Below are 13,248 nucleotides of genomic sequence, written 5' to 3'. Positions count from 1 at the left end.
TCGATCCCGTTCTTCGACCCCCTCACACAGACGGGACCGCTCTCATGGACGGGATCCAACAGCCGCGCGGCGCGAAGGTGGCGTGGTGACCATGGCGGAGCCGAAGACGACCGGCTCGCCCACGCCGGACGCACCACTGCTGCGGGCCACCGACCTGCGGGTCCACCTGGACACCCCGCGCGGGTTGCTCAAGGCGGTGGACGGGGTCTCCTTCAGCATCGAACGCGGCGAGACGCTCGGCCTGGTCGGCGAGTCCGGCTCGGGCAAGTCGATGCTGGTGCGCTCGCTGATGGGCATCTGCCCCTCGATCGCCGACATCCACGGCAGCGTGCGCCTGGACGGCCGCGAACTGGTCGGCGTACCGCGCAAGGAGGCCCGCACTATCTGGGGCAACCGGATCGCGATGGTCTTCCAGGACCCGATGACCTCGCTCAACCCGGTGCTGCGGATCGACCGCCAGCTCACCGAATCGATGCGGCTGCACCTGGGCATGGGCAAGAAGGAGGCCGGCGAGCGCGCGATCGAACTGCTCACGCTGGTCGGCATCCCCGAGCCGGTCAAGCGCGCCCGGCAGTATCCGCACCAGCTCTCCGGCGGTATGCGCCAGCGGGTGACCATCGCGATGGCGCTCGCGTGCGACCCCGACGTGCTGATCGCGGACGAGGCGACCACCGCGCTGGACGTGACCGTGCAGCGGCAGATCCTCGACCTGCTCCAGGAGATCCAGGCCGAACGCGGCATGGGCATGATCCTGGTCAGCCACGACCTGGGCGTGGTGGCCGGGCGGACCGACCAGATCGCCGTGATGTACGCCGGCCGCATGGTCGAACACTCGCCCACCGCCGACCTGTTCGCCCACCGCCGGCACCGCTACACCGAGGCCCTGCTGGGCGCCGTGCCGCGCCTGGACGTGCCCCGCGAGCAGCGCCCGCGGGCGATCCCGGGCGCGCCGCCCGACCTGGTCACGCTCAAGTCCGGCTGCGCGTTCGCGGCCCGGTGCACGGCGGCGGACGACCTGTGTCGGACCGAGCGGCCGGAGTTGGGCGACGAACTGGGCACGCACCGGTTCGCCTGCCACCACCCCGTCGGCGAGGACGTCGCCGTCGCCGCGGACGACGCGACCGGGCCGCCGTCCCTGATCAAGGAGACCTCCGCATGACCGCCGACGGCACCGCGCCGGGCGCGCTCGCCCTGGACACCAAGCCCGCCGCCGAGCCCGCGACCGGCACCGACCCGCTGCTCACGGTCACCGACCTGGTCCAGCGCTTCCGGGTGCCCGGCGGGATGATGAACGCCGTCGCGGGCGTGAGCTTCGAACTCGGGCGCGGCCGTACGCTCGGTCTGGTCGGTGAGTCCGGCTGCGGCAAGTCCACGCTGGCCCGGGCCATCCTGCAGTTGACCAAGCCGTCCGAGGGCTCGGTCCGGTTCGACGGGCAGGAACTGACCACGCTGCCCAAGGCCGGCCTGCGCACCATGCGCCGGCGGATCCAGATGGTGTTCCAGGACCCCATCTCGGCGCTGAACCCGCGTCGCAAGATTTTCGACATCGTCGCCGAGGGGCTGGTCATCTCCGGCCTGTCCGCCGAGGAGATCCGCCCGCGGGTGGAGGCGGTGCTGCGCCAGGTGGGCCTGGACCCGGAACTGGTCGCCGATCGGCGTCCGCATCAGTTCTCCGGCGGACAGTGCCAGCGGATCGCCATCGCCCGGGCCATGGTGGTCGACCCCGACCTGTTGATCTGCGACGAGCCGGTGGCGTCCCTGGACGTGTCGGTGCAGGCGCAGGTGCTGGACCTGCTCGACGAGATGAAGACCCGCACCGGCGTGTCGATGATCTTCGTCGCGCACGACCTCGCGGTGGTGCGCAACATCAGCGACGACGTCGCGGTGATGTACCTGGGCACCATCGCCGAGACCGGCGACACCGCGGCGATCTACGACTCGCCCGCGCACCCCTACACGCGCGCCCTGCTCGACGCGGTGCCCGCGCCCGACCCCGCGGCGGCGCCGGCCGGTCCCGCGCTCAAGGGCGAGATCCCCTCGCCGATGAACCCGCCCAGCGGCTGCCGGTTCCGGACCCGCTGCCCGATCGCGCGCGACGAGTGCGCGGCGCACGTACCGATGCTGCGCGAGATCGCGCCGGGGCACCGGGTCGCGTGTCACTTCCCGCTGGTGGGCGAGGCGGCCGTGTTCGACCGCGCCGTCTCGGCCGCGGAGCCCGACCCCGAGGCCGAGGCACGTTCCGAGGCACCGGCAGAGGCCGCGTCGAAGGCCGAGGTCACGTCGAAGTCCGGGAGCGAGGTCGAGCCGGCGCCCGAGACGAAGACCGGGACCGAGGCCGCGTCGAAGTCCGAGCCGGTCACCGAGGCCGCGGTCGAATCCGACCCGGAGGCGGAGGCAGCGGCGGAGCCGGCGGCCGACGCCGGGGCCAAGCCCACGACCAAGGCCGAGGCGACCGAGCGGGACTGAGCACCGACACCCGACGCGGTACGGCCGACCCGGCCGTACCGCGTCGCTGTCCGTACATGGGCGTGTCCGGGCCGAACGATCGGGGGCCGAATCGGGCATCCCGTCGACGATGCGACACGTGTCGACCTATAGCCTCACGGCGCTGACCGCGCTGACCGCGCGGCAGCCGGCCTTCGGCCGGCCTGCTCCATGCTTGAGGACGTTTCCAGTGGCACACGCACGAACCTTCGCCCTTCGGGCACGCCGTCGCACCGCCGCCGTGATCGCGGCGATCGGCCTCCTGGCCGCAGCCGGCTGTGGTGCCGAGTCCGGTGAGATCCCCAGCGCGGCGGGCACGCCCAAGGCCGGCGGCTCGCTGGACGTCCTGGCCACCGCCGACGCCCGCAGCCTCGACCCCTTCCTGCCCTCGTACGCCGCGCAGGCGGACGGAAACCGGATGGCGGCGCTGTACGACAGCCTGGTCTGGACGAACCCGGTCACCGGCTCGGTGCAGCCGCAGCTCGCCGAGAGCCTGGCCCCGGTGGAGGGCGGCGGCAACAAGATCTGGAGCCTGCGGATCCGGCCCAACCTCAGGTTCACCGACGGCACGGTCTTCGACGCCGCGTCCGTCAAGATCAACTGGGACACGCACGCGGTGCCCACCACCAAATCCCGGCAGCGGGACGCCACCGTGGGCATGAAGAGCCAGATCGGCGCCGACGCGCTCGAACTGCGGATCATCCTGGACAAGCCGAACGGCAACTTCGACCGCCTGGTCGCACGCAGCCTGTCCTTCATCGCCTCGCCCAAGGCGATCGCCGAGGGCGTCGACAAGCTGGCCGAACACCCGGTCGGCGCGGGCCCGTTCATGCTCCCCCCGGGCGGCTGGGTCAAGGGTGACCACCTGACCCTGGTGAAGAACCCGACCTACTGGCAGGGCCCGGCGAAGCCGTTCCTGGACAGCCTCACCTTCCGCTTCGAGGGCTCCGGCAGCGCGGCGGTGGACAAGGTGAAGAAGGGCAAGGCCGACGTCGCCAACGTCAGCGACGCGTTCACCCTCAAGGCCGCGCGCGACGCGGGCATCGGCGTCGAGTCGCTCGCGCTCTCCGGTGGCCAACTGCTGAGCTTCGACACCTCCGGCGGCCCCACCGCCAACCCCGAGGTGCGCCGCGCGATCGTGCTGGCGCTGAGCAGCGAGGAAATCAACAAGCGCGTGTACGGCGGCGCGGGCACCCCCGCGCGTGGCATCTTCAACCAGGCCACCGCGCTGGCCAACCCGCAGTTGTCCGCGCCGGAGAACAAGCCGCAGCAGGCCGCCGAGTTGTTCGACAGGGTGACCGAGCACGGCGCCAAGCCGATGCGGATCAAGTTCTTCGCGCCCAAGAGCGGCGCGATCGACGAACTGGGCCGCTACATGAAGGAGACGCTGGAGCGGTACCCCGGCGTCGCGCTCGACGTGGAGACCGCCGACCTCTCCGAGTTCGTCAAGCGCTCCAACCTGGCCGAGGCGTTCGACGTCAAGGTCAGCCAGTTGCTCGCCGACGACCCCGAGCCGGTGGTCTACCAGTACCTGCACCGGGGCAGCCCGAGCAACTGCTGCTTCTACGGCGACGACGTGGTGGACCGGGCACTCGACGACGCCCGCAACACCACCGACCCGTCCCGGCGTCGCGCCGCCTACACGCAGCTCCAGCTCCAGTTGGACCGGGACATGCCGCTGTGGGTCTATCAGGAGGCGGTGGTGGCGGGGGTGTTCCGTTCCGGGGTGACCGGCGTGCAACTGTCCAACGACGGCATCTTCCTCTTCGATCGCATCGGCAAAAAGGACTGACTGGTCATCAGAAGTACAACAGTGACCCGATCTTGATGGACCAGATCGCCGGAAGGCAGTAGAAAGGGACGGCACCCTTACCAGTCGGTTCGTGGAGGCCGGGAATCACCTTCGTGATTCCCGGCCTTCACGTGTCTCGACTCCGGGCCGCAGACATCCGAGTAGCACGCACCGCCGCACGACAGCACAGCCGCACGGACGCACCACCATGCTCCACCCGGGGCGCCGTCGCCCTCTCCCCCCGAGTCGGCCGACGTACCCGGCACCAAGCACGTCCGCCGCCCGGCCACGGAAGCCCGGGCGGTCCGTCAGGTGAAGGTTGGCCCTGCAGTGACTCGTACTTCCCCGTTGTCCCTTCGATCCACGCGCCGTTCCCGTCCCCGGCGCCGAATAACCGTGCTGGTCGTCGCGACCGCACTGGCCACCGTCCTCGCCGGTTGCGGGGGCGACGACGAGACCAAGCCGTCGGCCGCGGGCACGCCCAAGCAGGGCGGCTCGCTCACGATGAGCCTCCCGGGCGACTCCACCAGCCTGGACCCCTTCTCCACGTCGTACGTCAACGTCGCCGACGGCAGTCGCATGCAGGCGCTCTACGACTCGCTGGTGTGGGCGGACCCCACCACCGGCAGTGTGCGCCCGCAGATCGCCGAGTCGCTGGCGATCAACGGCCCCAAGGCCGACACGTGGCGACTCAAGCTCAAGCCCAACGTGAAGTTCAGCGACGGCACGGTGTTCGACGCCGAGGCCGTCCGGTTCAACTGGGACCGCCACAAGGACCCCAAGGTCGGTTCCTTCCAGCGCGGCGCGGCGAGTGCGATCCTCTCGCTCGCCGTCAGCGACCCGCTCACCCTCGACATCAAGCTGGTCACCGAGAACGCGAACTTCGACCACCTGGTGACCCGCAACCTCTCCTACATCGCCTCGCCCACCGCGCTTCGGGCCAGTCCCACCGGAATCGGTGACAAGCCGGTCGGCGCGGGTCCGTACAAGCTGGTGAAGTGGGATCGCGGGGTCAAGCAGACCTTCACCCGAAACCCCGACTACTGGCAACTCGACAAGGGTCTGCCACACCTGGACAACCTGACCATCACGGTGGACACCGACGTCAACCACTCGGTGACCGCGGTCGACGAGGGCAAGACCGACCTGACCGTCGCGGTGGACCCGCTCGCCACCGCACAGGCCGAGGAGAAGAAGCTGGGCGTGACGCGGATCGGGCTGAACGGCGGCCAGATGGTCGTGTTCAACCTCAGCGTCGCACCGTTCAAGGATCTGCGGGCCCGCCGCGCGTTCGTCTACGCGTTCAACGGGATCGAGATCAACCAGAAGTTCTTCGGCGGCAAGGGTACGCCCGCCAAGGGCATCTTCGCGGCGTCCTCCCCCGTGGCCAACATCCAACTCGCGGCCTCGGAGAACGACCCGAAGCGGGCCAAGGAGCTCTTCGACGACGTGACGGCGGGCGGCACCAAGCCGCTCAAGTTCACCTACTGGGTGCCGCAGGCTCCCGCGTCGATCCGGGTCGCCGAGTACATGAAGCAGGTCCTGAACACCTACCCCGGCGTCGAGATGGAGGTCAAGGTCGTCGACATCGCGACCTACGTCAAGACCGTCCGCAGCGGCAACACGGAGTGGGCCGCCGCTCTCGGTCAGCAATGGATCGACGACCCGGAGCCGGGCATCTACGATCTGCTGCACAGCAAGAGCATGCCGAACAACAGCAATTACGAGAACCAGGCGGTCGACACCGCGCTCGAGGACGCGCGCAGGACGACCGACCCCGCCCAGCGACGCGACGCGTACACGCGTGTACAGCTGCAGGTGAACAAGGACATGCCGTTCTGGGTCTACCAGGAAGCGGTCACCGCCGCGGTCTACAGCCCCAGGATCACCGGCATCCAGTTGGCCAACGACGGCGCCATCCTGTGGGACCGGATCGGCACCACCGGCTAGTGGATCCACCCGTCCCGCCCGGGCCCGTGTGCCCGGGCGGGACGTCCCTCCGTACCCCCGGGCCGAATCACGCCCGCCATGCGGACGCACCCGGTTCCGCCGCGACTCGGGCGCGAACCGCCGCACCACAGCGCTACCGCACTTCCGGAACGACTGCACGACTGCACCGACGCACGAGGCACGTTCGAACCCCACAGTGATAGGTAGGTAGGCCGGCAGTGGTAACCCACCCGAAAACACCCTTGCGACGACCACCGTGCCGCGGCCTGCGCCGCCGACTGGCCCTCGCTCTCGCGGCGGCGACGGTGCTGGCGACGGCGGGCTGCGGTCTGGACTCCTCCGACTCCGGGAGTTCCTCCGGTGAGCCCGAGCACGGCGGTTCGGTCACGATCCTGATGCCCGGCGAGGAGCGCGGACTCGACCCGTTCACCGCCTCCTACTCCAGCGTCGCCGACTCGAACCGGTTGGCCGCGCTGTACGACGTCCTGGTGTGGACCGATCCGAGCACGGGCGGGGTGCGCCCCAAGCTGGCCGAATCGCTGGTCTCCGATCAGAGCGCGCGGATCTGGACCCTGACCCTGCGTCCGGACGTGCGGTTCAGCGACGGCAGTTCGCTCGACGCCGGCACGGTCAAGGCGAACTGGGAGGCGCACCGCGACCCCACGGTGCGCTCGCTGGTCGGCGGTCCGCTGCGCGGGGTGCTGCTGACCGAGGTCTCCACGCTCCAGTTGCGGATCGAACTGCCCTCCTCGAACGCCAACTTCGACCACACCATCGCGCGCAACCTCTCCTTCGTCGCGCCCCGACGCCTGGTCGCCACCGCCGACGGCCGCTACGAGCTCAAGCACGCGCCGGTGGGCGCCGGCCCGTTCAAGGTGAAGAGCTGGGAGCCGGGCAAGGAGTTGCGGCTGGAGCGCAATCCCCAGTACTGGCAACGGAATCGGCCCTACCTCGACGAGGTGGTCTTCCGGGTGGACAAGGATGTCGAGGGCGCGAACAAGTCGATCCGGGCAAAGCGGGCCGACCTCACCCTGACCATCGATCCGCAGAGTGTGGCGCAGGCCCGCGCGGACGGACTGGTCGCCGAGGACGCCCGTCTCAACGGCGGACTGATGGTCGCCTTCAACGTGCGCAAGGGAGTCTTCCAGGATCCGGCCGCCCGCCGAGCGGTGGCGCTGGCGCTCAGCAGCGCCGAGATCAACCGGCGTTTCTACGGCGGCCGGGGCGAATCGGCGCGTGGCATCTTCGACGCCACGTCGCCGCTGGCGAACGTCAACCTGGCCGCGCCGGAGAATCGGCCCGACGAGGCCCGCGCGCTGTTCGCGCAGCTCACCAACAACGGGAAGAAACCGTTCGTCTTCCGCTACCTGGTGCCCGACAACGTCAAGATGCGCGGCACCGCCGAGTACATCCGGCAGACCCTGGAGGGCTATCCGGGCGTCACCGTGATCGTCGAGATCACCGACATGGCCTCGCTGGTGACCCGGTTGGCGGGCAGCGACTTCGACGCCACCGTATGTCAGCTCTGGGCCGACGACGTCGAGCCGACGATCTATCAATTCCTGTACAGCAAGGCCGGTTTGAGCAACATCACCGGCTACGCGAACGACGTCGTGGACGCCGCTCTGGAGGACGGTCGGCGATCCACCGACGCGTCCTCGCGGCGGGACGCCTACACCCGGTTGCAGAACCAGGTCAATCGCGATCTCCCGTTCTGGGTCTACTCGTCGGCGGTCATCGGCGCGGTACACCGGGCCGACCTGGTCGGGATCCAGTTGTTCAACGACGGCCTGATCCACTTCGACGCCATCGGGCGGCGCTGATGAGCGGCTGACCCCCACAGACCCGGCCGGGTGGCCGGCGCGACCCGGTGTTCTCGGTGTCGCGCACACCACCCGGCCGTGCACCACAGCACCACAGCACCCGATCCGAACGGGGATCGGATGTGCCTTGTGACAACGGAGGAGTCACATGAGCAGCAACCTCGGCAACAACGCACGAAAGCGCTCGGCGGCCATCGCCGGCGTTTCCGCACTCGCCCTGACCCTCGCCGCGTGTGGCGGCGGGGACGACGCCGCCGGCGGCAAGGCCGACCCGAACGCGTCCGCGGGTGCCAAGAAGGGCGGCAACCTGACCCTGCTCACCGTGTCCGACGCGCGCAGCATGACGCCGTTCAACGCGTCGTACGCGGCGGTCACCGACCTCAACCGCATGCTCGCCGTCTACGACGCACTGTTCTACGTGGACAACACGCAGAACAAGGTGGTCCCGCAGATCGGCGAGAGCCTCAAGAGCGACGACGGCGGCAAGGTCTGGACGCTCAAGGTCAAGCCGAACGTCAAGTTCAGCGACGGCACCCCGCTGGACGCCGCCGCCGTCAAGTTCAACTGGGAGATGCACGCCAAGCCGGAGGTGCTCAGCCAGCACCGCCCGGCCGCGAGCGGCCTGGGGCTGGAGGTGGCCGACCCGCTGACGCTCAGGATCACGCTGCCGATGCTGAACGCGAACTTCGACCGCACGGTGGCCTCGGAGCTGTCCTACATCGAGTCGCCCAAGCAGTACGCGGCCGACCCCAAGGGCGAAAAGCCGGTCGGAGCCGGTCCGTTCGTCCTCAAATCCTGGACCCGGGACAGCCAGATGGTGTTCGAGAAGAACCCGAACTACTGGCAGGGGCCGGACAAACCTTACCTGGACACGCTGACCATCAAGGTGGTCAACGACGTCAAGCAGCAGGTCGACACGATCAAGGCCGGTGGCGCGGACATCACCTTCACCATCGACCCGCAGAAGACCAAGGCAGCGCAGGAAGGCGGCCTGGGCGTCACGCCGTTCACCCTCGACGGCGGCCAGATGATCGTCTTCAACACCTCGACGGCGCCGTTCGACGACGCTCGCGCGCGCCGTGCGGTCGCGCTCGCGCTCGACCCGGTCGACCTGAACCAGAAGATGTACGCGGGCACGGCGACCCCGGCCAAGAGCATCTTCCACAGCGGCAAGACCTTCACCGACGCCACCGCCGCGCAGCCGAGTCCGAACAAGGTCGAGGCGCAGAAGCTCTTCGACGAACTCGCGGCCGAGGGCAAGCCGGTCAAGTTCAACTACCTGGTCCCGGAGAACCCGACCTCCAACGCGACCTCCGAGTACACCATGACCGCGCTCAACGCCTTCAAGAACGTCGAGGTCAAGCTCGACAAGGCCGAGGTGGCCAGCTACTACCTGCGCCTGACGGTGCAGAAGAACTACACCGCGGCGCTCTACCAGATCTGGTCCAGCGACCCGGAACCGGTGCTGTTCAACAGCCTGTTCTCGCAGACCCCGTTGAACTTCACCGGGTACAAGAGCCCCGAGGCGGACGCGGCGCTGATCAAGGGCCGCTCCACCACCGACGAGGCGGCGCGCAAGGCCGCCTACTCCGACCTGCAGAAGGTGCTCGTCAAGGACCTGCCGATGCTCGCCTACCAGGAGGCGGTCACCAACATCATCTCCGGCCCCAGGGCCGTGGGTGTGGTGGGTGTGCAGGACGGTGGCATGCTGATGGACCGGGTCGGCCTGAAGTAGCCGAACGCCGGTCCCGGATCGCCTCCGGCTGATCCGACACACCGTCACCTCGGGTGTCCGGGAGGCCCGTTCGCAATCCGCGAGCGGGCTTCCCGGCCACCTCCCGGGCCGGAAAAGTCCGGTCTCCCGACACGATTCGACAACTGTCTGTAACGATGTAACAGATCGGCTTACAGGTCGTGCAAGTTGCGCCGAGTGGACCTACGGTGTGCCGCACGCAGTACCGATTCGGCAGTGCCCGCTCCACAGCTCATGGCTCCCGGCACCACTTGTGTTGTTCCCGGCGGAGGTGGCAAGAACGTTGTCTGCACGACGCACGACCGCACGTCGCACGGCTCTCGTCTCGATGATGGTGGTCCTCGGTATCACGGCCACCGCGTGTGGCGGATCGGACGACTCCGGCTCCTCGGGCGGCAAACAGTCGACCGTCCAGGGCGAGGCCAAGTCCGGCGGCAGCATGACCATGCTGGCCGTCCAGGACTCCGCCTCGCTCGACCCGTTCAAGGCCGCGTCCGTCGCGGTGGCGGACGAGCCGCGCCTGGCGGCACTGTACGACCCGCTGTTCTACATCGACGCGGCGGACAACTCGGTCAAGCCGCACCTCGGTGCGAGCCTGGCCACCTCGGACAACGGCAAGACCTGGCAGCTCAAGCTCCGGCCGGGGGTCGTGTTCTCCGACAACACGCCGTTGAACGCCGAGGCGGTCAAGTTCAACTGGGACATGCACGCGAAGGCGGAGACCCAGTCCCAGCACCGCCAGATAGCCGCCGGGCTGACCAGCAAGGTGGTCGACGAGACCACGCTGGAGATCACCCCGCTGGGCATGCCGAACGCCAACCTGGACCGCGCGATCGCGATCGACCTGACCTACATCGCGTCGCCCGCGTCGCTGGCCAAGGGTCCGGACGAGTACCGCAACAAGCCGGTCGGCGCCGGCCCGTTCAAGCTGGAGAGCTGGACCCGCGGCAGCCAGCAGGTCTACGTCAAGAACGAGAACTACTGGCAGAAGGACAAGGGTCTGCCCAAGCTGGACAAGCTGACCATCAAGAACGTGCCGGACGTCAAGCAGCAGTACAACACCGTCAACAGCGGCGGCGCGGACATCTTCGTGAGCTCCGACAACGCCACCATCGCGCAGGCGGAGAAGGCGATCGGCGTCGTCCAGCGCTCGGTCGACGGCGGCCAGATGATCCAGTTCAACATGACCAAGCCGCCGTTCGACGACCCGCGGGCACGGCAGGCGATCACCCTCGCCCTGGACCCGGCCGGCATCCCCAAGACCCTCGCCAACGGCTACGTGCCCGCGAAGGGCTACTTCGCCCAGAAGTCGCCGTTCTACGACGCGGCGAGCGCGCAGGCCGCGCCCGACAAGGCCAAGGCCAAGCAGCTCTTCGACGAGCTCGAACGCGACGGCAAGAAGGTCGAGTTCAACTACCTGCTGCCGCAGAACCCGTCCTCGGTCAAGGTCGCCGAGTGGATGCAGACCCAGCTCGCCGAGTACAAGAACGTCTCGATGAAGCTGGAACCGCTGGAGATCGGCGCCTACATCGAGAAGTACGCGTTCCGCCGCGACTTCCAGGCGATGCTCTTCCAGCAGTGGCTGGTCGACCCCGAGCCGCTGGCCTTCAACAACTGGTTCTCCAAGAGCCCGACCAACTTCATCGGCTGGAACAACCCGGCGGTGGACGCGGCCCTGGTGACCGGCCGCAACTCGACCGACCCGACCATCCGCAAGAAGGCCTACTCGGAACTGCAGAAGGCGATGTCCGCCGACCTGCCGGTGTGGACGTACGCCGAGTCCTCGATCGGGGTCCTGTTCAACAAGAAGGTCACCGGTGTCGCGCAGTACAACACCGGCGTCTTCTTCATGGACCGGGTCGGGCTGAAGTAGTCCCGCCTCCCCGCCGTTCGGCCCCCGTCCGCCTCGCGCGGGCGGGGGCCGACGCGCGTCACGCGGTGGGGAACGGCGCCTCGGGCAGCTCGCGGGCCACCCGGGCGGCCAGGTCGCGCACCGCGGGATCGCTCGGGAAGCGCCCGGCCAGTGCCTCGACGGTGCGCCGCAACCGCACGATCAGCCGCTCGGAGCGCACCCGGGAGGCGATCTCCAGCGCCGCGCCGGCCTGCTCGACCGCGGCCGGCGGGTCGTTCTCGATCAGGAACACCGTGGCCAGCCCCACCCGGGCGAGCGCGAGGCTGCGGACGAACTCGTCGGTGCCCCGCAGCAGCCGTACGGCCTCGCCCAGCCGCTCCCCGGCCGGGGTCACGAACGCCGGTCGGGTGTAGGCGAGATCGCGATACGCGTGCCCGCTCTCGGCGAGCAGTTCGGCCCGGTCGAAGTAGCGGATCCAGTCCGGCTCGGTCCCGGGCCGGCTGTCGGCCAGCGCCTGTTCGGCCAGGCCCAGCGCGCGCCTACATCGATCCGCGTCGCCCAGCGCGGCGTACGCACGCCCCTCCAGCGCGCACAACATCGCCTGGAGCCCCGCTCCGCCGGTGTCCCGGCTGCCGTACTGGGCCAGGTGGATCAATTCCAGCGCGTCCTCGGGCAGCTCGTAGTGGATCATCTGCCGGGACATCACCCCGAGCACGTTGGCCCCGAACGGCGCGTCGTCGCACTCCTTCGCGGCGTGCAGCGCGAGCACCATGTACTTCTGCGCGCCCGGTTGCAGGCCGGTGTCGTAGGACATCCACCCGGCGAGCAAAGCGAGTTCGGCGGTCAGACCGAGCAGCCGGGTCCGGACGGCGGCCGACCGCTCGGTGCGCAACAGGTCGGTGAGCGCGTTGAGTTGTCCGATCACCGCCTTGCGCCGCAGCCCGCCGCCGCCCTGCATGTCCCAGCGCCGGAACAACCGCACCGAGTCGCGCAGATGTTCGGTCGCGGCGGCCGGCAGCCGCATCGGGCGAGCCGGCCCCGAACGGTCGCCGACACCGATCGACGGCGCGCTCGGTGTCGCGGGCAGCGGCGCCGACCAGCGCTGGAGCGGTTCGACCAGATCGCGGCCCGCCGCCAGGCGCAGCGCCGGGCCGACGAACTCCTGTCGGCCCAGCAGCAGATCGCCGCGGGTGTACTCGCCGAGGATCTCCACCACGGTCTCGAACGTCCAGGGCAGGTCCACGCCGAAGTCGCCGTGCGGCTCGTCCGGCTCGCGCAGGCCCAACTCGTCGATGCTGACCACCCGACCGAAGCGTCGGGTGAACAACTCGGCCAGGATCTGCGGTATCGGCTCGCGCGGTTGTTCCCCGTCCAGCCAGCGGCGCACCCGCGAGGTGTCGGTGCTCACGTGGGGGGCCGACATCGCCCGCGCGTGCCGGTTCACCTGGCGGGCCAGCTCGCCCTTCGACCACCCGCTGCGGGCGAACCACGCGGCGAGCCGGTCGTTGGGTTGCCGCCCGCCGTCCGGCTCGTGTTCGTCCGCGGACCCGCCGTCCCGCGTTCGCGTCGTCGCCACCGCATCGCCCCCATGCCC

Annotated in this window: 8 protein-coding genes; 7 read left to right on the top strand and 1 reads right to left on the bottom strand. The window is 69.4% G+C overall.

Translation table 11 applies throughout. From position 1 onward, the window contains the following. Nucleotides 1-91 precede the first annotated feature (91 nt). From ACIBSV_RS41610 to ACIBSV_RS41580, 7 genes are all read left to right on the top strand, one after another. Complete coding sequence (locus ACIBSV_RS41610; protein ID WP_395872657.1) at nucleotides 92-1,159, top strand: ABC transporter ATP-binding protein; 1,068 nt, start codon at nucleotides 92-94, stop codon at nucleotides 1,157-1,159. Further along, on the top strand, nucleotides 1,156-2,466 hold the full coding sequence (locus ACIBSV_RS41605) for an ABC transporter ATP-binding protein (protein ID WP_395872655.1): 1,311 nt from the start codon (nucleotides 1,156-1,158) through the stop codon (nucleotides 2,464-2,466). The genes ACIBSV_RS41610 and ACIBSV_RS41605 overlap by 4 nt, the downstream gene beginning before the upstream one ends. A gap of 208 nt (nucleotides 2,467-2,674) precedes the next feature. Next, on the top strand, nucleotides 2,675-4,276 hold the full coding sequence (locus ACIBSV_RS41600; RefSeq protein ID WP_395872653.1) for an ABC transporter substrate-binding protein: 1,602 nt from the start codon (nucleotides 2,675-2,677) through the stop codon (nucleotides 4,274-4,276). Nucleotides 4,277-4,672: 396 nt separating this feature from the next. Then, complete coding sequence (locus ACIBSV_RS41595; protein WP_395872651.1) at nucleotides 4,673-6,226, top strand: ABC transporter substrate-binding protein; 1,554 nt, start codon at nucleotides 4,673-4,675, stop codon at nucleotides 6,224-6,226. 242 nt (nucleotides 6,227-6,468) lie between these two features. Next, the gene (locus ACIBSV_RS41590; RefSeq protein ID WP_395872650.1) at nucleotides 6,469-8,049 is read left to right on the top strand and encodes an ABC transporter substrate-binding protein; all 1,581 of its coding nucleotides are present in this window, start codon (nucleotides 6,469-6,471) and stop codon (nucleotides 8,047-8,049) included. Nucleotides 8,050-8,197: 148 nt separating this feature from the next. Beyond that, nucleotides 8,198-9,784 (top strand): ABC transporter substrate-binding protein, encoded by a 1,587-nt coding sequence (locus ACIBSV_RS41585; protein ID WP_395872648.1) that lies wholly within the window; start codon nucleotides 8,198-8,200, stop codon nucleotides 9,782-9,784. Between the two features lie 301 nt (nucleotides 9,785-10,085). Then, nucleotides 10,086-11,675: an ABC transporter substrate-binding protein gene (locus tag ACIBSV_RS41580; RefSeq protein ID WP_395872646.1), complete on the top strand. Its 1,590-nt coding sequence runs from the start codon at nucleotides 10,086-10,088 to the stop codon at nucleotides 11,673-11,675. A gap of 58 nt (nucleotides 11,676-11,733) precedes the next feature. Here ACIBSV_RS41580 and ACIBSV_RS41575 read toward each other — a convergent pair whose 3' ends face one another. Further along, nucleotides 11,734-13,230, bottom strand: a complete 1,497-nt coding sequence (locus ACIBSV_RS41575; protein WP_395872644.1) for a hypothetical protein — start codon at nucleotides 13,228-13,230, stop codon at nucleotides 11,734-11,736. Between the last annotated feature and the right edge of the window lie 18 nt (nucleotides 13,231-13,248).

Source organism: Embleya sp. NPDC050154, from assembly GCF_044460165.1.
Taxonomy (GTDB): domain Bacteria; phylum Actinomycetota; class Actinomycetes; order Streptomycetales; family Streptomycetaceae; genus Embleya.
Note: the sequence above shows the minus strand (reverse complement) of the source record. Positions and strands in the feature narration are given on the sequence as shown.

Coding starts and splice junctions, on each gene's coding strand:
- ACIBSV_RS41610 (WP_395872657.1), top strand. CDS start 92: ATGGCGGAGCCGAAGACGACCGGCTCGCCCACGCCGGACGCACCACTG.
- ACIBSV_RS41605 (WP_395872655.1), top strand. CDS start 1,156: ATGACCGCCGACGGCACCGCGCCGGGCGCGCTCGCCCTGGACACCAAG.
- ACIBSV_RS41585 (WP_395872648.1), top strand. CDS start 8,198: ATGAGCAGCAACCTCGGCAACAACGCACGAAAGCGCTCGGCGGCCATC.